The 18,880-nt window shown below is 71.5% G+C and carries 15 protein-coding genes; 9 read left to right on the forward strand and 6 right to left on the reverse strand.

Annotated features, from left to right (window positions below; genetic code table 11):
- Window positions 1–56 precede the first annotated feature (56 nt).
- The 4 genes from serC to JAO81_RS19905 form a co-directional block, all read right to left on the reverse strand.
- Window positions 57–1,175, reverse strand: a complete 1,119-nt coding sequence (serC, locus tag JAO81_RS19890) for a phosphoserine transaminase (RefSeq protein ID WP_199549233.1) — start codon at window positions 1,173–1,175, stop codon at window positions 57–59.
- Window positions 1,176–1,316: 141 nt separating this feature from the next.
- Complete coding sequence (locus tag JAO81_RS19895) at window positions 1,317–2,282, reverse strand: DMT family transporter (RefSeq protein ID WP_199549234.1); 966 nt, start codon at window positions 2,280–2,282, stop codon at window positions 1,317–1,319.
- 134 nt (window positions 2,283–2,416) lie between these two features.
- Entirely contained in the window at window positions 2,417–5,227 is a 2,811-nt protein-coding gene (locus JAO81_RS19900) for an FAD-binding and (Fe-S)-binding domain-containing protein (protein ID WP_199549283.1), read from the reverse strand.
- Window positions 5,228–5,321: 94 nt separating this feature from the next.
- A complete protein-coding gene (locus JAO81_RS19905; RefSeq protein ID WP_199549235.1) occupies window positions 5,322–5,918 on the reverse strand; it encodes a PadR family transcriptional regulator in 597 nt (198 codons plus the stop codon).
- A 161-nt stretch (window positions 5,919–6,079) separates the two neighbouring features.
- On the opposite strand from JAO81_RS19905, the gene JAO81_RS19910 reads away from it, so the two are divergent.
- The gene (locus JAO81_RS19910; RefSeq protein ID WP_199549236.1) at window positions 6,080–6,856 is read left to right on the forward strand and encodes an alpha/beta fold hydrolase; all 777 of its coding nucleotides are present in this window, start codon (window positions 6,080–6,082) and stop codon (window positions 6,854–6,856) included.
- 72 nt (window positions 6,857–6,928) lie between these two features.
- Here JAO81_RS19910 and JAO81_RS19915 read toward each other — a convergent pair whose 3' ends face one another.
- Complete coding sequence (locus JAO81_RS19915) at window positions 6,929–7,501, reverse strand: dihydrofolate reductase family protein (RefSeq protein WP_199549237.1); 573 nt, start codon at window positions 7,499–7,501, stop codon at window positions 6,929–6,931.
- Between the two features lie 203 nt (window positions 7,502–7,704).
- Between JAO81_RS19915 and JAO81_RS19920 the strand changes: the two genes are divergently transcribed.
- The 8 genes from JAO81_RS19920 (at window position 7,705) to JAO81_RS19955 (ending at window position 18,094) form a co-directional block, all read left to right on the forward strand.
- Window positions 7,705–8,505: a TIGR03084 family metal-binding protein gene (locus tag JAO81_RS19920; RefSeq protein WP_199549238.1), complete on the forward strand. Its 801-nt coding sequence runs from the start codon at window positions 7,705–7,707 to the stop codon at window positions 8,503–8,505.
- Complete coding sequence (locus JAO81_RS19925) at window positions 8,502–10,208, forward strand: acyclic terpene utilization AtuA family protein (RefSeq protein ID WP_199549239.1); 1,707 nt, start codon at window positions 8,502–8,504, stop codon at window positions 10,206–10,208. Before JAO81_RS19920 ends, JAO81_RS19925 begins: the two co-directional genes overlap by 4 nt.
- 124 nt (window positions 10,209–10,332) lie before the next feature.
- Window positions 10,333–11,931, forward strand: coding sequence for an acyl-CoA carboxylase subunit beta (locus JAO81_RS19930; RefSeq protein WP_199549240.1), 1,599 nt, complete (start codon window positions 10,333–10,335; stop codon window positions 11,929–11,931).
- 17 nt (window positions 11,932–11,948) lie between these two features.
- Window positions 11,949–13,961, forward strand: a complete 2,013-nt coding sequence (locus JAO81_RS19935) for a biotin carboxylase N-terminal domain-containing protein (protein ID WP_199549241.1) — start codon at window positions 11,949–11,951, stop codon at window positions 13,959–13,961.
- Window positions 13,958–15,121, forward strand: coding sequence for an acyl-CoA dehydrogenase family protein (locus JAO81_RS19940; protein ID WP_199549242.1), 1,164 nt, complete (start codon window positions 13,958–13,960; stop codon window positions 15,119–15,121). Before JAO81_RS19935 ends, JAO81_RS19940 begins: the two co-directional genes overlap by 4 nt.
- 57 nt (window positions 15,122–15,178) lie before the next feature.
- Window positions 15,179–16,750: a 4-coumarate--CoA ligase family protein gene (locus JAO81_RS19945; RefSeq protein ID WP_199549284.1), complete on the forward strand. Its 1,572-nt coding sequence runs from the start codon at window positions 15,179–15,181 to the stop codon at window positions 16,748–16,750.
- Window positions 16,751–16,769: 19 nt separating this feature from the next.
- Window positions 16,770–17,504 (forward strand): enoyl-CoA hydratase family protein, encoded by a 735-nt coding sequence (locus tag JAO81_RS19950; RefSeq protein WP_199549243.1) that lies wholly within the window; start codon window positions 16,770–16,772, stop codon window positions 17,502–17,504.
- Entirely contained in the window at window positions 17,492–18,094 is a 603-nt protein-coding gene (locus JAO81_RS19955) for a TetR/AcrR family transcriptional regulator (RefSeq protein WP_199549244.1), read from the forward strand. The genes JAO81_RS19950 and JAO81_RS19955 overlap by 13 nt, the downstream gene beginning before the upstream one ends.
- A 39-nt stretch (window positions 18,095–18,133) precedes the next feature.
- Here the strand turns inward: JAO81_RS19955 and pdxH are convergent, their stop codons facing one another.
- Window positions 18,134–18,757: a pyridoxamine 5'-phosphate oxidase gene (gene pdxH, locus JAO81_RS19960; RefSeq protein ID WP_199549285.1), complete on the reverse strand. Its 624-nt coding sequence runs from the start codon at window positions 18,755–18,757 to the stop codon at window positions 18,134–18,136.
- Window positions 18,758–18,880: the final 123 nt, after the last annotated feature.

An 18,880-nucleotide genomic window follows, 5' to 3' on the forward strand; every position in this document is an offset into this window, starting at 1 on the left:
TGGCCGACGCATTGCGCGTCGGCCCTTTCCACTGAGTGCGAGGTTCGGTCGTTCGGTTACAGCTTCTCGATCACGTAGTCGATGCAGGCCGTCAGCGCCTGCACGTCCGCCGGGTCGATCGCCGGGAACATCGCGATCCGCAGCTGGTTGCGGCCCAGCTTGCGGTACGGCTCGGTGTCGACGATCCCGTTGGCGCGCAGCACCTTGGCGACCGCGGCCGCGTCCACGTCGTCGTCGAAGTCGATCGTGCCGATGACCTGCGAGCGCTTGGCCGCGTCGGTGACGAACGGGGTGGCGTGCTTGGACTCCTCGGCCCAGCCGTACAGGCGGTCCGAGCTGTCCTTCGTGCGCGCGGTCGACCAGGCGAGACCGCCCTGCCCGTTGATCCAGTCCAGCTGCTCGGCGAGCAGGAAGAGCGTGGAGAGGGCGGGCGTGTTGTACGTCTGGTTCTTGCGGGAGTTGTCGATCGCCGTGGGCAGCGAGAAGAACTCCGGGACGTGGCGGCCCGAGGCGTGGATCCGCTCGGCGCGCTCGATCGCGGCGGGCGAGAACACGCCGATCCACAGGCCGCCGTCGGAGGCGAAGGACTTCTGCGGGGCGAAGTAGTAGACGTCGGTCTCGGTGATGTCCACCGGGAGACCGCCGGCGCCGGACGTGGCGTCCACCAGGACGAGTGAACCCTCGTCGGCGCCCGCGACCCGCTTGATCGGGGCGGCCACACCGGTCGAGGTCTCGTTGTGCGTGTACGCGTACACGTCCACGCCCGCCTCGGCCTGCGGCTGAGGGTGCGTACCGGGCTCGGAGGCGATCACGGTGGGCTCGGCCAGCCAGGGCGCGAGCTTCGCGGCCTTGGCGAACTTGGAGGAGAACTCACCGAAGTTCAGGTGCTGGGACTTGGTGTCGATGAGCCCGTGGGTCGCGACGTCCCAGAACGCGGTGGAGCCGCCGTTGCCGAGGATGACCTCGTAGCCCTCGGGGAGCTGGAACAGGTCGCTCACGCCGTCGCGCACCCGGCCGACCAGGTTCTTCACCGGGGCCTGGCGATGGGAGGTGCCGAGCAGGGAGGTGCCGGTGGCGGCCAGAGCGTCGAGCGCTTCCGTACGCACCTTGGAGGGGCCCGCGCCGAAACGGCCGTCGGCGGGCTTGATGTCATTCGGGATCTGGATCTCAGCCACGGCGCGAGCCTAGCGGCATCTTTGTCGGCGTTGTCGGCTGGTCCATCCCGCGAGATGGGCGTTGCGGCCTGCGGCCGATGTTGCTCCGCCGCTCCGGCGGCGGGTGGTTGTTCCGGGGGCTGACGCCCCCAGGCCCCCGCCTTACAGCGACGCGGACCTCGCCTGCGTCCGTACCGCACCCATGCTCGCCGCGATCACCAGCGCGATGGCGATCGCGTCCGTGAGCGACAGGCCCTGGTGGAGGACGAAGAAGCCCGCCGCCGTCGCGATCGCCGGCTCCAGGCTCATCATGATCGCGAACGTGGAGGCGGGCAGGCGCCGCAGCGCGAACAGTTCGAGCGTGTACGGCAGCACGGAGGACAGCAGCGCCACACCCAGACCGAGCAGCATCGTGCTCGGCACGAGCAGCTTCGAGCCGGCCTCGGCGATCCCCAGCGGAAGGCTGAGCACGGCCGCGACGGCCATCGCGAGCGCGAGCCCGTCCACCGACGGGAAGCGCCGTCCGGTCTTCGAGCTGAAGACGATGTACGCCGCCCACATCGCGCCCGCCGCGAGCGCGAACGCCGCGCCGACGAGATCGAGCGAGCCGAGGCCGCCCGCGCCGCCGAGCAGGAACACACCGATCAGCGCGAGCCCCGCCCACACCGCGTTGACCGCGCGGCGCGCGGCGATCACGGAGAGGGCCAGCGGTCCGAGGACCTCGAGGGTGACCGCGATGCCGAGCGGGATCCGGTCCGCCGCCTGGTAGAACAGCGTGTTCATCGCGCCCATCGCGAGCCCGAACGCGAACACCGTGCCCCAGTCGGCGCGCGTGTACCCGCGCACCTTGGGGCGGCAGACGATGAGCAGGACGAGCGCGGAGGCGACGAGCCGCAGCGTGACCACACCGATCGCGCCGGCGCGCGGCATCAGCATCACCGCGATAGCCGCGCCGAACTGCACCGAGAACCCGGCCGCGAGCACCAGACCGATGGCACCGACCGAGCCCTGACCGCCCCGCCTGCGGAGCCGGCCGAGCGCACCGACCGCCTCGGGTTCGGTGACGGCGGCCCCGGCGGCGACTGCGCGGTCGGCGACCTGGGCCCCGGTCCCCGGGTGTGCGGTCACGGTGCGGCTCCCTGTGTCTGTGCGGTGTGGTGGCCTCTACTGGACCTTCGGTGCATCATCCTAAACCGATGCGTCCAATGTACTGCACTACGTCAGGCCCATAACCCCACTTTGCAGCTGACGGAAGCCGAATCTCAAGTCCGTTTCGGCTCCGGCGTCTCGTCCAGGCCGCGGGCCAGCACCTCTGCCAGATGCCAACCCCGTTGTCCCGCCAGCTGTTCCAGCTGTGTACGGCAGGAGTAGCCGTCGGCGAGCAGTACCGCGTCGGCCGGGGCCTCCCGTACGGCGGGCAGCAGCTGGTCCTCGGCGCAGGCCGTGGACACCTCGTGGTGGCCGGGCTCGAACCCGAAGTTCCCCGCGAGCCCGCAGCAGCCGCCGCTCAGCTCGCCCGTGAGCCCGGCCCGCCCGCGCAGCTCCTTGTCCGCCTGCTCGCCGAGGACCGCGTGCTGATGGCAGTGCGTCTGTCCCACGGCCGGGCGGTCGAGCCGCGGGGGCGTCCAGCCGGGGGCGAGTTCGGCGAGGGCCTCGGCGAAGGTGCGGACGGCCGCGGCGAGGCGGTGGGCGCGCGGGTCGTCACCGAGGAGTTCCGGGAGATCGGATTTGAGCGCGGCGGCGCAGCTGGGCTCGAGGACGACGAGCGGCCGGTCCAGCGGGACGCGGTCCAGCGTGCGGCGCAGGATCGTGCGGGCCTGGTCGAGCTGCCCGGTCGAGAGGTACGTGAGCCCGCAGCAGACTCCTTCGGGCGGCAGCGCGACACCGAGCCCGGCGTCCTCGAGCACGCGGACGGCCGCCTCGCCGACGGCAGGGGAGAGGTGGTTGGTGAAGGTGTCGGGCCAGAGCGTGACGGTGGGGGTCCCGCTCTGCGGCCGCTTGGCGAACCAGCGGCGGAAGGTGCGGGGTGCCAGGCGCGGGATGTCGCGCTCCGGTGCGATCCCGCCGATCCGTTTGGCGAGCGCGGCGAGCGGCCGCACGGAAGCGGCGGCGTTCACCACGCGGGCGAAGGGCGCGGCGATCCGCAGCCACCTGGGCAGCCGCCCGAGCGTGTAGTGGGCACGGGGCCGCCGGCGCCCGGCATAGTGCTGATGCAGGAACTCGCTCTTGTACGTGGCCATGTCCACCCCGACCGGGCAGTCGGAGCGGCAGCCCTTGCAGGACAGACACAGATCGAGCGCGTCGCGCACCTCTTCGCTCCGCCACCCGTCGGTGATCACCTCGCCGGCGAGCATCTCGTGAAGGAGCCGGGCGCGGCCGCGCGTGGAGTGCTCCTCGGCGCCGGTGGCACGGAAGGAGGGGCACATGACGGTTTCCGAACCGGCCGTCGTATTACGGCACTTGGCGACCCCGACACACCTGCGTACCGCCGCCGAGAAGTCCCCGCCGTCGTGCGGATAGCCGAACGCGACCGGCACCGGCTCACGCGGCAGCGGCGCGAAACGCAGATTGGTGTCCAGCGGGTCCGGGCGCACCAGCATCCCGGGGTTGAGCCCGTCGGCCGGATCCCACACGCCCTTGACCTGCTCGAAGACCCGTACCAACTCATCCCCGTACATCTTCGGCAGCAGCTCGGCCCGCGCCTGCCCGTCCCCGTGCTCCCCGGACAGCGACCCGCCGTGCGCGACGACCAGCTCGGCGAGCTCCTCCGAGAAGCGGCGGAAGCGGCCGATCCCCTGCGTGCTCAGCAGATCGAAGTCGATCCGCACATGGATGCAGCCGTCACCGAAGTGCCCGTACGGCGTGCCGCGCAGCCCGTGCTCGCCGAGCAGCACCCGGAACTCCCGCAGATACGGGCCCAGTCGCGCGGGCGGCACGGCGCAGTCCTCCCAGCCGGGCCAGGCCTCCGACCCGTCGGGCATCCGGGTCGCGGTGCCGGAGGCGTCCTCGCGGATCCGCCACAGGGCGCGCTGCCCGGCCGGATCGGTCACGATGCTCGCGTCCAGGGCCCCGGCGGCCCGCACGATCCGCTCGCCGTGCGCCCGCGCCTCGGCCGGACTCGCGCCCCCGGTCTCGACGAACAACCACGCGGCCCCCTTGGGGAGTTGCCGCTTCGGCCCGGGTACGAGATCGGCGGACATGCCCTCCACGGTCAGCGGCCCGTGGGCGAGGAGCCCGGGCGCGGCCTCGGCGGCGGCGCTCTCGTCGGCGTATCCGAGCACGGCGAGGGCCCGCGCACCGGGCGCCTCGACCAGCTTGACCGTCGCCTCGGTGAGCACGCCGAGCGTGCCCTCGCTGCCGCAGAAGGCGCGCGCGTGGTCGACGCCGTTCTCGGGGAGCAGGGCGTCGAGTGCGTATCCGGAGATGCGGCGTGGCAGGTCCGGGAACCCGGTCCGCAGCAGGGCGAGTCGGGCGTCGACGAGCGGGCGCAACCCTTGGGGCGCACCGTCCCAGCCCTGCCCCAGGGTGAAGGCCTCCCCGCCGTACGAGAGGACCTCGAGCGCCTTGGTGTTGTCGGCGGTCGTGCCCCAGGCCACGGAGTGGGAGCCGCAGGAGTTGTTCCCGATCATCCCGCCGAGCGTGCAGCGGCTGTGGGTGGACGGGTCGGGCCCGAAGGTGAGCCCGTGCCGTCCGGCCTCGCCGCGCAGCCGGTCCAGAATGACCCCGGGCTGGACGACGGCCTCACGCGCCTCGGGGTCGAGGCGGACGATCCGGTCCATGTGCCGGGTGAAGTCGAGCACCACCCCGACCCCCGTGGCCTGCCCGGCGATCGAGGTCCCGGCCCCGCGCGCCACGACCGGCACCTGCCGTTCCCTGCACACCTCGAGCGTGGCCTCGACGTCGGCGGCATCCCGCGGCGCCACGACCCCGACGGGCACCCGCCGATAGTTGGACGCGTCCATCGTGAACAACGCCCGCTGCCCGGCTGTGAACTCGATGTCCCCTCGGACGACTGCGCCCAGCGCCTGCTGAAGCTCCCGGCTGTCCGGCTTCCGGCTGCCCAACTCCTGCATGTCCATGGGGTCCAGGGTGCCCGGGGCGTGCGGCGGTATACGTGGGGGCTCGCGGGTGGGGCGGTTGCTACGGCGTTCGCGGTGGGGAAGGTCGCTACGACGTGGCACGCCTCGCCTTGCCGTCCTTTGGCTTGCCGTCCTGTGCCTTGCCGTCCTGCGGCTTCGCCGGGTCTTCGAGGTCCGCCAGCGTCTCCCGCAGCCACTTCGACTCGGCCTTGGTGGTGGCTCTGGCGACCGTCAGCACCCCGTGACGGAAGGGGTCGGCCAACTCCTCGGCGCTCAACGGGTGTTCACCGTCGTAGAAGAAGCTCGTGGGCTCCTCCAGGAACGTCAGGCGGCGGCGCAGGACGGCAGCCTGGGCGGCCGGGTCGTCGAGGTGGCGCAGAAAGCTGAGGAGGGTGAACCAGCGGTTCTCGTCCGTCACCTCGGGGCCCTCGGCCTCGGCGAGGCGGCGCAGCAGCTCCCGCCTGCCCGACTCGGTGAGGCTGAGGACGTGGCGAGGCGCGGCGGCCGGACCCTGCTGGGTCTCGCGCGCCAGGAGCCCGGCCTTCTCCAGGCGCTTGATCGCCGGATACAGCGTCGACTCCCCGACCGGGCGCACGTGCCCCGTGAGCGCCGTGATGCGTTTGCGCAGCTCATAGCCGTGCAGCGGGGCGTCGTAGAGAAAACCGAGGATCGAGAGCTCCAGCATGCGGCCATTCTCCCGTACGCGCTCTCCCGTGTCGGAGTACCTCGTTGACGTAGTACTACGACACCGAGGTATGGTCTGCTTTCCGGAGGCGGAGAGCTCCGGGTTCTGGAGGCGGGAGAGCTCCGCGTTCCGGAGGTGGACGGCGGAGAAGGGGGCGCGTGATGCGGCAGGTCCGATTCGATACGCGGGGCAGCATGATCCGGTGGACCGAGGCCGACGGGGGCGGGCCGGCCGGGGAGCGCGGCGGGCCGCCCCTCGTGTTCGTGCACGGCCTGGGCGCGTCCTCTGCCGTCTACCACGCCCATGTCGCCGCCCGCCCCGAACTCACCGGCCGCCGCGCGCTCTTCGTCGACCTGCCCGGGCACGGCATCAGCGACCGGCCCGCCGACTTCGCGTACACACTGGAGGAGCACGCGGACGCACTGGCCGCCGTGCTCGACGAGGCGGACGTGCGGGCCGGTGTCATCGCGGGGCACAGCATGGGTGGTGCGGTCGCCATCGTCCTGGCCCACCGCAGGCCCGAGCTGGTGGGGCGGCTGGTGGTCACCGAGGGCAACCTCGATCCCTATCCCGAGGCCGGGACGGGCAGCAGTGGGATCTCCTCGTACGCGGAGGAGGAGTTCGTGCGCGGAGGCGGCTTCGCGCGGGTCCTTGACCGGGTGGGCCCGGTATGGGCCGCGACCATGCGGCTGGCCGATCCGCTCGCGCTGCATCGTTCGGCCACGCAGCTGGTGCGGGGCAGCCGGCCGGTGATGCGCGAGATGTTCGAGCAGGCCGCCATGGAGCGGGTCTATCTCCAGGGCGAGTTGAGCGGCGAACTGAGCGGACGGAAGGCTCTGGAGGCCGCCGGAGTGGACGTCCGCACCGTGCCGGGAGCCGGGCACAACGTCATGTTCGACAACCCGGCGGCGTTCGCGCGGGCGGTGGCCGGGGTGTGAGGTGCGGCCTCACGGCCGGGCATCGCGGCCGGGTGGAGCGGCCGATACCGCTCCACCGCACCGGCCCACGGATCACCGCACCACGTCGAAGACCATCTTCTGGATGCCGTTGGCGTACGTCTCCTGCTCGACCAGCTTCAGCATCTGCTTGTCCTTGTCCGTGTCGCTGAACAGACGCTTGCCCGCGCCGAGCAGCACGGGGAAGACAAGGAGGTGGTAGCGGTCGATCAGGCCGGCGTCCGAGAGGTTGCGGCCCAGTTCGGTGCTGCCGTGCATGCTGATCGGGCCGCCCTCGGTCTCCTTCAGGGCGGCGACGTCCTCCAGGGAGCGCAGGATCGTCTGCTCGCCCCAGCCCTCGACCAGGTCCTCCTGCTTGAGGGTCGTCGAGACGATGTACTTCGGCAGCGTCTTGTACGTGGCGAACTCCTCCATGCCCGGCCACACGGGGCTGAACGCCTCATAGCTGGCCCGGCCGAAGAGCATCGCCCCGGCCTCCTCCTGCTCACGGCCCTTGATCTCGTATGCCTCGGGCAGGAACTCGATGTCCTTGAAGGTCCAGCCCGAGCTGCGGTGGCCGGGCTCGCCGCCCGGTGCCTCCATGACGCCGTCGAGGGAGACGAAAGAGGTGCTGATCAGGGTGCGCATTTCAAGATCTCCAGGGTTGGTGTTCGTTGATTACACACTGTCTGACCGTGGGCCACAGCGAAATTAATCGGTCCCCGGAGCGCAGATTTTCAAGCACGCGTGCTTGTTTCCTGTTCGGCCCGCTGCCATGCTCGCCGCACACACCGTCACACCGTCACACCGTCACAGCGTCATACCGACATCCCCCGAGGGGAGTGCGTGCCGTGTCCGAAGTCGTACGGGCAGTGCTCGACGATCTGCTCGAGGAAAGCCGTGAACTCGACGCCCTGGTCGGGGGGTTGAGCGACACGGACTGGGCGCGCGGCACGCCCGCCGAAGGCTGGAGCGTGGCGCATCAGATCGCCCATCTCGCGTGGACGGACCGCGCCGCGCTGATCGCCGTGACCGATGCCGAAGCCTTCGGGGCGGAGGTGGAGAAGGCGCTCGCCGCGCCCGACAGCTTCGTCGACGAGGGCGCCGAGGAGGGCGCGCGGGTCCCGCCCGCGGAGCTGCTCGCCGGCTGGCGGGCGGGCCGCGAACGGCTCCAGGAGGCGCTGCGGGCCGCTCCCGAAGGAGCCAAGTTCCCCTGGTACGGGCCGCCGATGAGCGTCGCGTCCATGGCGACCGGCCGGCTGATGGAGACCTGGGCGCACGGCCAGGACGTGGCCGACGCGCTGGGGGTGCTCCGGGTGCCCACGGCGCGGCTGCGCCATGTCGTACGGATCGGGGTGCGGGCCAGGGACTACTCCTTCCTGGTGCGGGGGATCGAGCCGCCGGGTGAGGAGTTCCGGGTCGAACTGAGTTCTCCTGACGGCGAGTTGTGGACCTACGGGCCGGATGACGCTGCTCAGCGCGTCACCGGTGACGCGTACGCCTTCTGCCTCCTGGTGACCCAGCGCGCCCACCGCCGTGACCTCGACGTCCGCGCCGAGGGCCCGGACGCCGACCGCTGGCTGGACATCGCACAGGCCTTCGCGGGGCCGCCCGGAAAGGGGCGGGCTCCCGCGGGAGGCGGCGAACGGTGACGCGCTCCCCCCTCCGTATAGCCAACGCGTCCGGCTTCTACGGCGACCGCCACGACGCACTGCGCGAGATGCTCACCGGCGGCCCGGTCGATGTCGTCACCGGCGACTACCTCGCCGAGCTGACCATGCTGATCCTCGGCCGGGACCTGATGAAGGACCCGTCGGCGGGGTACGCCAAGACCTTTCTGCGGCAGCTCGAGGAGTGTCTCGGACTCGCCCGGGAGCAGGGCACGAAGATCGTGGTCAACCCGGGCGGACTCAATCCGGCCGGACTGGCTTCGCGCGTACGGGAGTTGGCGGCCCGGCTCGGCATCGACACCCGCGTCGCCCACGTCGAGGGCGACGATCTGCGCGCCCGGCCGGGCTGGGGCGAGGGCGTGCTCACCGCCAACGCGTACCTCGGCGGACAGGGGATCACCGCCTGTCTGCGGGCCGGCGCGGACGTGGTCGTCACCGGTCGCGTGACGGACGCGGCGCTGGTCACCGGGCCCGCCGCCTGGTGGTTCGACTGGAGCGCCGAGGACCACGACGCGCTCGCGGGCGCCGTCGTCGCCGGGCACGTCCTGGAGTGCGGGGCGCAGGCGACCGGCGGCAACTACGCCTTCTTCGGCGAGCACGACCCGCGCACGATGCTCCGGCCCGGCTTCCCGCTCGCCGAGGTGCACGCGGACGGCAGCAGCGTCATCACCAAGCACCCGGGCACGGGCGGCGTCGTCGACCTCGGCACCGTCACCGCTCAACTCCTGTACGAGACCGGCCCGGTGCGCTATGCGGGCCCGGACGTCACCGCCCGCCTCGACTCCGTACGGCTCGCGCAGGACGGTCCTGACCGGGTGCGGATCGAGGGCGTACGGGGGGAGGCGCCGCCGCCCACGCTCAAGGTGGGGCTGTGCAGGGTCGGCGGACACCGGGGCCAGGTCGAATTCGTACTGACCGGACTCGACATCGAGGCGAAAGCCGCTTACGTGCAGGCGCAGTTGGAGGACGCCCTCTCGCGGGGCAAGCAGCGCCCGCGGGAAGTCCGCTGGGAGCTGGTGCGCACCGACCGGCCCGACGCCGACACCCAGGAGACGGCGAGTGCGCTGCTGCGCCTGGTCGTACGGGACGCCGATCCGGAGCTGGTGGGGCGACGGCTCAGCGGGGCGGCGGTGGAGCTGGGTCTGTCCGGCTATCCGGGGTTCACGCTCACCGCACCGCCCGGACGCGGTGCGCCGTACGGGGTGTTCGAGGCCGCGTACGTTCCGCAGGGCGAGGTCGAGCAGGTGGCCGTACTGCCGGAGGGGACGCGACAAAAAGTCCCCCTGCCAGGGGTGACCAGGGCGCTCGAACCGGTACAACCTCCGCATTTGCCACCGCCGTTGCTTCATCAGGGGACCCGCCGTGCACCGCTCGGCCTGATCGCCGGCGCACGCAGCGGCGACAAGGGCGGGGACGCGAATGTCGGGGTGTGGGTGCGCTCGGATGCCGCGTGGCGGTGGCTGGCGCATGAGCTGACCGTCGAACGGCTCGCCCAACTCCTGCCGGAGACCGAGGGGTTGACCGTCACCCGGCACCTGCTGCCCGAGCTGCGCGCCCTGAACTTCGTGATCGAGGGCCTGCTCGGCGAGGGCGTCGCGTCCCGGCACCGCTTCGACCCGCAGGCCAAGGGGCTGGGGGAGTGGCTGCGGTCGCGGCATGTGGAGATACCGGAGGTGTTGCTGTGAGCCTGCCGCTTCCCCGCCGGACAGTCCCCTCCCTCCCGGGGGCCGAAGCCCTTTCCAGGCTATCCACACCACCACCCCCCTCGCCCCCGCCTGTGGATAACGCCGATACCAGCGGAGAACCCCGATGACCCTCTTGTCCACAGCCCTTGACACCGCATCCCCCGACTACACAGCCCACCGCACCGCCATGCTCGCCAAACTCGACGAGCTCGCCGCCGAGCACGCCAAGGCCCTCGCGGGCGGTGGCGAGAAGTACACCGAACGGCACCGCAAGCGCGGCAAGTTGCTCGCACGCGAGCGGATCGAGCTGCTTGTCGACCCCGACACCCCGTTCCTGGAGCTGTCGCCGCTCGCGGCCTGGGGCAGCGACTACCCCGTGGGTGCCTCGATGGTCACCGGGATCGGGTTCGTCGAGGGCGTCGAGTGCCTGATCACGGCCAACGACCCGACGGTACGCGGTGGCGCGTCCAACCCCTGGACCCTGAAGAAGGCCTTCCGCGCCCACGAGATCGGCCACGCCAACCGCCTCCCGTCGATCCACCTCGTGGAATCGGGCGGCGCGGATCTCCCCTCCCAGAAGGAGATCTTCATCCCGGGCGGCGCCCTGTTCAAACACCTCACCCAGTCCTCCGCGGCCGGCATCCCGACCGTCGCGGTCGTCTTCGGCAACTCCACCGCCGGCGGTGCGTACGTCCCCGGCATGTGCGACCACGTGATCATGGTCAAGGAACGCGCCAAGGTCTTCCTCGGCGGACCGCCCCTGGTCAAGATGGCCACCGGTGAGGAGTCGGGCGACGAGGAACTCGGCGGCGCCGAGATGCACGCCCGTACGTCCGGACTCGCCGACTACCTCGCGGCCGACGAGCACGACGCGCTCCGGCAGGCGCGGCGCGTGGTCTCCCGGCTCAACTGGCGCAAGGCGTACGAGAATCCGGGCCCCGCCGAGCCGCCGAAGTACGACGAGGACGAACTTCTGGGCATCGTCCCCGGCGACCTCAAGATCCCCTTCGATCCGCGCGAGGTCATCGCCAGGGTCGTCGACGGCTCGGACTTCGACGAGTTCAAGCCGCTGTACGGGCCGTCGTTGGTCACCGGCTGGGCGTCCCTGCACGGTTATCCGGTCGGCGTCCTGGCCAACGCGCAGGGCGTGCTCTTCTCCGCGGAGTCCCAGAAGGCGGCCCAGTTCATCCAGCTCGCCAACCAGCGGGACATCCCGCTGCTCTTCCTGCACAACACCACCGGCTACATGGTCGGCAAGGAGTACGAGCAGGGCGGGATCATCAAACACGGCGCGATGATGATCAACGCGGTGTCCAATTCACGGGTCCCGCATCTGTCCGTCCTGATGGGCGCGTCGTACGGCGCCGGGCACTACGGGATGTGCGGGCGGGCGTACGACCCGCGCTTCCTCTTCGCCTGGCCCAGCTCCAAGTCCGCCGTCATGGGCCCGCAGCAGCTCGCGGGCGTCCTGTCGATCGTGGCCCGCCAGTCGGCCGCCGCCAAGGGGCTGCCATACGACGACGAGGCCGACGCGGCGCTGCGGGCGATGGTGGAGCAGCAGATCGAGTCCGAGTCCCTGCCGATGTTCCTGTCCGGGCGGCTCTACGACGACGGCGTCATCGACCCGCGCGATACGCGCACGGTCCTCGGCCTGTGCCTGTCGGTGATCCACAACGCGCCTTACGAGGGCGCGCGTGGCGGTTTCGGCGTCTTCCGGATGTGAGTGGGGTTGAAGTTCACGTGATCACTTCTGTTCTTGTGGCCAACCGGGGAGAGATCGCCTGCCGGATCTTCCGGACCTGCCGCGAACTGGGCATCGCGACGGTCGCGGTGTATGCGGATCCGGACGCGTCCGCGCTCCACGTACGCGAGGCCGACGCGGCCGTACGGCTCCCGGGCGCGACGCCCGCCGAGACGTATCTGCGCGGTGAGCTGATCGTCAAGGCGGCGCTCGCGGCCGGGGCGGACGCCGTGCATCCCGGGTACGGATTTCTCTCCGAGAACGCCGAGTTCGCACGGGCCGTGCAGGCTGCGGGCCTGGTGTGGATCGGGCCGCCACCGGAGGCCATCGAGGCGATGGCGTCGAAGACGCGCGCGAAGTCCTTGATGGGCATCGAACCGCTCACGGAGGTCACGGCGGACGCTCTGCCGGTGCTCGTGAAGGCCGCCGCGGGCGGCGGCGGACGCGGTATGCGGGTGGTGCGCGAACTCGCCGTACTGGAAGAGGAGTTGACGGCCGCGCGCGCCGAGGCGCTGAGCGCCTTCGGGGACGGTGAGGTCTTCGTCGAGCCGTATGTCGAGGGCGGGCGGCACGTCGAGGTGCAGATCCTCGCCGACACGCACGGGACGGTGTGGGCGCTGGGGACGCGGGACTGTTCGCTGCAGCGCCGGCATCAGAAGGTGATCGAGGAGGCGCCCGCGCCCGGGCTGTCCCCCGCGCTGGACGCGGACATCCGCTCCTCGGCCGTACGGGCCGCGCGGGCCGTGTCCTATGTGGGCGCCGGCACGGTGGAGTTCCTCGTCGCCGGCGACCGGGCGCACTTCCTCGAGATGAACACGCGGCTGCAGGTCGAACACCCTGTGACCGAGGCGGTGTTCGGGGTGGATCTCGTCGAGCTGCAGCTGCGGGTCGCGGAGGGCGAGGCGCTGGATCCGGAGCCGCCCGGGCCGCGGGGGCACGCGGTGGAGGCCCGCCTCTACGCGGAGGACCCGTCCGCCGCCTGGGCCCCGCAGGCCGGCACCCTGCACCTTCTCGGCTTCCCTTCAGGGGTACGGGTGGACACGGGCTTCGCGTCGGGGGATGAGGTCGGGGTGCGTTACGACCCCATGGTGGCCAAGGTCGTGGCGTGGGCGCCCACGCGTTCTTCGGCGGTTCGGCGGTTGGCCGGGGCGCTGGGGCGGACGCGGGTCCACGGGGTCGTGACCAACCGGGACCTCCTCGTCCGTGCCCTCGGGCACGAGGAGTTCGCGTCCGGCCGCATGGACACCGGGTTCTTCGACCGTCACCTGTCGTCGCTGGTCGCGGGCGACGCTCCGGTGGCGGAGGTGTACGCGGCCGCGGCTGCCGCGGTGGCGAGTTCTCTGCCTCGCACACCGGCCGGGCCGAGGTCCGGCGCCTACCGGAACCTTCCCTCCCAACCCCAGCTGAAGGTCTACGTCGGCGGCGACCGGCACGAGATCCGCTACCACCGCACCCGTACCGGATTCGAGCTCGTCGGCCTTCCCGAGGCGCGTGTCGTCGAGGCGCACGTGATCGAGGCACATGCGCACCGGGTGACGCTCGATGCGCACGCGCTCGATGCGCACGCGCACCGCGGGACGCTCGATGCGCACGCGCACCGCGGGACGCTCGATGCGCACGCGCACCGCGTGACGCTCGAAGTCGACGGCATGCGACGGGACTTCGAGATCCACGCGTACGAGGGCGGCGCCGTTCACGTCGACCACGGCACCCACACCTGGACCCTCGCCCCCCAGCCCCGGTTCCCGGAGCCCGAGCGCGCCCTCACCCCGGGGAGCCTGCTCGCTCCCATGCCCGGCACGGTCGTCCGGATCGCGGAAGGACTCGCCGAAGGGGATCAAGTCCATGCCGGACAGCCCCTCTTGTGGCTGGAGGCGATGAAGATGGAGCACCGGATCGCCGCCCCCGCCGACGGCATCCTCACCGCTCTGCACGTCACACCCGGCCGCCAGGTCGAGCCGGGCACCTTGCTCGCCGTCGTACACCCCGTACCGAACGAGGAGACCCCATGAGCGCCGCCGTCATAGAGACCGAAGAGCACAAGGCCCTGCGCGCCGCCGTCGCCGCGCTCGGCGTCCGCTACGGGCGGGAGTACCTCACCAAGGTCGTACGGGGCGGCGGCCACCCCGAGGAGCTCTGGGCCGAGGCCGCGAAGCTCGGATACCTCGGGGTCAACCTGCCCGAGGAGTACGGGGGAGGCGGCGGCGGGATCGCCGAACTGTCCATAGTCCTGGAGGAGCTGGGCGCCGCCGGGAGCCCTCTGCTCATGATGGTCGTGAGCCCCGCCATCTGCGGCACCGTGATCGCCCGCTTCGGCACCGAGGAGCAGAAGCGGCAGTGGCTGCCCGGTCTCGCGGACGGCACGAAGACCATGGCGTTCGGGATCACCGAGCCCGACGCCGGCTCCAACTCGCACCGGATCACCACCACCGCCCGCAGGGACGGCGACGACTGGATCCTCACCGGGCGCAAGGTGTTCATCTCCGGCGTCGACATCGCCGACGCCACCCTCATCGTCGGCCGCACCGAGGACGCGAGGACCGGGAAGCTCAAGCCCTGCCTCTTCATCGTCGCGCGGGACACCGAGGGATTCCAGCGCAACGTCATCGACATGGAGCTCCAGGCCGCCGAGAAGCAGTTCGAGCTCGTACTCGACGATGTGCGCCTGCCGGCGGACGCGCTCGTGGGCGACGAGGACGCGGGGCTGCTCCAGCTGTTCGCGGGGCTCAACCCCGAGCGGATCATGACGGCCGCCTTCGCGATCGGCATGGGCCGCTACGCACTCGCCCGCGCCGTCGCGTACGCCAAGGACCGCAGCGTATGGAAGGCGCCCATCGGCGCGCACCAGGCCATCGCGCACCCCCTCGCGCAGGCGCACATCGAACTGGAACTGGCGCGTCTGATGATGCAGAAGGCCGCCCATCTCTACGACCAGGGCGATGACTTCGGAGCGGGGGAAGCCGCCAACATCGCCAAGTACGCGGCGGGCGAGGCCTGCGTGAGGGCCGTCGACCAGGCCGTGCACACACTCGGGGGCAACGGGCTGACACGGGAGTACGGTCTCGGTTCACTGGTGACCGCGGCCCGCGTCACGCGTATCGCCCCCGTGAGCCGGGAAATGATCCTCAACTTCGTGTCCCACCAGACCCTCGGTCTGCCCAAGTCGTACTAGGACCTGATCCACAGGACAGGCCGCAGGCACCGCCCAGCTTTCCGGAGGCCCGACATGGTGTTCCAGAGTGAGTACGCAGCAGTGCCGCCCGTAGAACTGCCCATCCACGAGGCCGTCCTCGGCCGGGCCGCCGAGTTCGGCGAGACGCCCGCCCTGATCGACGGTGTCGAGGGCAGGTCGCTCTCGTACGCGCAGCTCGACGGCTTCCACCGCAAGGTGGCCGCCGGGCTCGCGGACGCGGGGGTGCGCAAGGGGGACGTCGTCGCCCTGCACAGCCCCAACACCATCCTGTGGCCGGTCGCCTTCTACGGGGCGACGCGGGCCGGCGCCACCGTCACGACGGTGCACCCGCTGTACACGCCCGAGGAGTTCGCCCAGCAGCTGCGCGACGCGGGCGCGAGCTGGATCGTCACGGTCTCACTGCTCCTGCCCGTCGCGCAGGCCGCGGCCGAACTCGCGGGCGGGATACGGGAGATCATCGTGTGCGACCAGGCCGAGGGGCAACGCTCGCTGCTCGACATGGTCGGCGCGGACCTCCCGGAGCCGGCCGTCGAGCTCGACCCGTCCGAAGACCTCGCCGTCCTGCCGTACTCCTCCGGCACCACCGGCGTCCCCAAGGGCGTCATGCTCACCCACCGCTCGGTCGCCACCAACCTCGCACAGCTCTACCCGACGATGCCGATGGGCCCCGGCGACCGCATCCTCGCCGTCCTGCCGTTCTTCCACGCGTACGGCCTCACCGCACTGCTCAACGCCCCGCTCAGCCATGGCGCCACCGTCGTCGTGCTGCCGAAGTTCGACCTCGAAGGCTTTCTGACCGCCGTCGAAAAGCACCGCATCACCGGCCTGTACGTGGTCCCGCCGATCGCCCTCGCCCTCGCCAAGCACCCGGTGGTCGAGCGCTTCGACCTCTCCTCCGTCCGCTACGTCATCAGCGCGGCCGCCCCGCTCGACGGCGAACTCGCCGCCGCCTGCTCGGCCCGTCTCGGCGGCGTCCCCGTCGGCCAGGGCTACGGCATGACGGAGCTCTCACCCGCCACCCACGTCACCCCGGTCGACCGGCCCATCCCGCACGGCAGCGTCGGTAAACTGCTCGCCGGCACCGAGATGCGGATCGTCTCGCTCGACGACCCGGCCAAGGACCTCGGCCCGGGCCAGGAGGGCGAAGTGGTCTTCCGCGGGCCGCAGGTGATGAAGGGCTACCTCGGCCGGCCCGACGCGACCACCGCGATGATCGACGAGGACGGCTGGCTGCACACCGGCGACGTCGGAAGGGTCGACGAGGACGGCTGGCTGTTCATCGTCGACCGCGTCAAGGAGCTCATCAAGTACAAGGGCTTCCAGGTCGCGCCCGCCGAGCTTGAAGCCGTCCTCATCGGGGACCCGCGGATCGCGGACGCCGCGGTGATCGGGGTGTACGACGCCGACGGCAACGAATACCCGAAGGCGTACGTGGTCCGCGCGGACCCCGGCCTCACGGCCGAGGACGTCCAGGCGTACGTGGCCGAGCAGGTGGCGCCGCACAAGAAGGTGCGGGCCGTGGAGTTCATCGAGACGGTGCCGCGCGCGGCCACCGGAAAGATCCTGCGGCGGCAGCTGCGGGACCGCGACCGGGCGACCGGCGCCTGAGGAACCAGGAGACAGACCGATGAAGTACGTGGGGCGGGAACACGAGCGCGGCATCACCACCCTCACCCTGAACTCCCCGGAGAACCGCAACGCGCTCTCCGCGGACCTCGTCGCCGAACTGGCGAACGCCCTGCGGCGGTGCGCCGTCGACCAGGACGTACGGGCCGTCGTGCTCGACCACACCGGACCCACCTTCAGCGCGGGCGCCGACCTCAAGTCACCCGCCAATCCGTATGCCTTCGTCGATCTGCTGCGCGCGATCGTCGAGCTGCCCAAGCCCGTCGTCGCCCGCGTGGACGGTTCCGCGCGGGCCGGCGGGCTCGGACTGCTCGGCGCCTGCGATCTGGTGCTCGCCTCCACCGGATCCACCTTCGCGTTCACGGAAGTACGGATCGGGGTGGCGCCCGCGATCATCTCGCTGACCTTGCTGCCGCGGCTGGACGCCCGAGCCGCCTCCCGCTACTACCTCACGGGCGAGCGCTTCGACGCCGCCCAGGCCGCCCGGATCGGCCTGATCACCGAGGCCGTGGACGAGGTGGGCCCGGCCGTCGAAGGCGTCTGCGAGGCCTTCCGCAAGGCCGCCCCGCAGGGCCTCGCCGAGGCGAAACGGCTGGTCACGGCCAGAGTCCTGGAAGCCTTCGAGCGCGATGCCGAGGACCTGGTGCAGCGGTCGGCGACCCTGTTCGCGTCCGGCCCCGCGCGCGAGGGCATGACCGCCTTCTTCGAGCGACGGGATGCTGCATGGGTGCTCTGACACCGGCCGCCGCACGGAGTGAGCGCGCACCCAAGCAGGACCGCAGCCGTGCCACCCGCCTGCGGCTCCTGGAGGCCGCCGTGGCCTGCCTCGCCGAACTCGGCTGGGCGCGCTCCACGGTCTCCGTCGTCGCCGAGCGCGCCGGTGTCTCGCGCGGTGCCGCCCAGCACCATTTCCCCACCCGCGAGGACCTGTTCACGGCCGCCGTCGAGTACGTCGCCGAACAGCGCTCGCACGCCCTGCGCGAGCTGTCCGCCAAGACCCGGGCCGAGGTGGTCGCGGCGCTCGTCGACCTCTACACCGGACCGCTGTTCCGCGCCGCGCTCCACCTGTGGGTCGCGGCCTCGCACGAAGCGGCGCTGCACGCCCGCGTCGCCGAACTCGAGGGCCGCGTCGGCCGCGAGACCCACCGCATCGCCGTACGCCTCCTCGACGCCGACGAGTCAAGGCCCGGCGTCCGCGAAACCGTCCAGGGCCTGCTCGACATGGCGCGCGGTCTCGGCCTCGCCAATGTCCTCACCGACGACACGGGCCGCCGCGAACGGGTCGTACGGCAGTGGGGGCACCTGCTCGACGAGGCTCTCGGGTAGCTCGCGGATCTTCGGATGGTTCAGGGGCCCACGGGTGGCTCAGGGAGAGAGCCGCTCCACGTTCCAGGCCCCGCCCTCGGCCACGTACCGCAGCCGGTCGTGCAGCCGGTTCTCGCGCCCCTGCCAGAACTCCACCGCCTCCGGTACGACGAGGAACCCGCCCCAGTGCGGCGGCACCGGCACCTGCTCGCCCTGCGGGTAGCGCGCCGCCAACTCCTCGTACGCACCCTCGAGTTCCTCGCGCGCCCCGATCACCGAGGACTGGGCGCTGGCCCACGCCCCGAGCTGCGAGCCGTGCGGCCGCGAGCGGAAGTACGCGGCCGTCTCCTCGCGCCCCACCCGCTCCGCACGGCCGCTGACGATCACCTGGCGGGCCATCGGATGCCACGGGAACAGCAGCGAGACCGCGGGGTTCGCCTCGATCTCCCGCCCCTTGCGCGAGGTGTAGTTCGTGTAGAAGACGAAGCCGCGGACGCCGTACGCCTTGAGGAGGACGGTCCGTGAGCTCGGACGGCCGTCCGCGTCGGCGGTCGCGACGATCATCGCGTTCGGCTCGTGGAGCTCGACGCGCACCGCCTGGGTGAACCAGCGGTCGAACTGGCTCATCGGATCGTCGGCGAGGTCGGCTTCGAGCAGCGGAGCGGTGCGGTACTGCTCGCGCATGGCGGACGGGTCGGGCCCGTCGATCCCGTCGGCCGGGTCGAGGTGCTGAGGGTTCACCACGTCATCCTGTCGCACCCGGCGGCCCCGGACGAGTGTGGTTCGCGGCACTCAGTGCCGTGAACT

It is taken from the genome of Streptomyces sp. N35 (assembly GCF_016464295.1).
Lineage (GTDB): Bacteria > Actinomycetota > Actinomycetes > Streptomycetales > Streptomycetaceae > Streptomyces.

Bases quoted from the DNA above. Each gene is read 5' to 3' on its own strand.
- JAO81_RS19955 (WP_199549244.1), top strand. From the start codon at position 17,492: ATGGGTGCTCTGACACCGGCCGCCGCACGGAGTGAGCGCGCACCCAAG.
- JAO81_RS19910 (WP_199549236.1), top strand. From the start codon at position 6,080: ATGCGGCAGGTCCGATTCGATACGCGGGGCAGCATGATCCGGTGGACC.
- JAO81_RS19950 (WP_199549243.1), top strand. From the start codon at position 16,770: ATGAAGTACGTGGGGCGGGAACACGAGCGCGGCATCACCACCCTCACC.
- JAO81_RS19905 (WP_199549235.1), bottom strand. From the start codon at position 5,918: ATGCTGGAGCTCTCGATCCTCGGTTTTCTCTACGACGCCCCGCTGCAC.
- pdxH (WP_199549285.1), bottom strand. From the start codon at position 18,757: ATGCGCGAGCAGTACCGCACCGCTCCGCTGCTCGAAGCCGACCTCGCC.
- JAO81_RS19915 (WP_199549237.1), bottom strand. From the start codon at position 7,501: ATGCGCACCCTGATCAGCACCTCTTTCGTCTCCCTCGACGGCGTCATG.
- JAO81_RS19900 (WP_199549283.1), bottom strand. From the start codon at position 5,227: ATGCAGGAGTTGGGCAGCCGGAAGCCGGACAGCCGGGAGCTTCAGCAG.
- JAO81_RS19940 (WP_199549242.1), top strand. From the start codon at position 13,958: ATGAGCGCCGCCGTCATAGAGACCGAAGAGCACAAGGCCCTGCGCGCC.
- JAO81_RS19930 (WP_199549240.1), top strand. From the start codon at position 10,333: ATGACCCTCTTGTCCACAGCCCTTGACACCGCATCCCCCGACTACACA.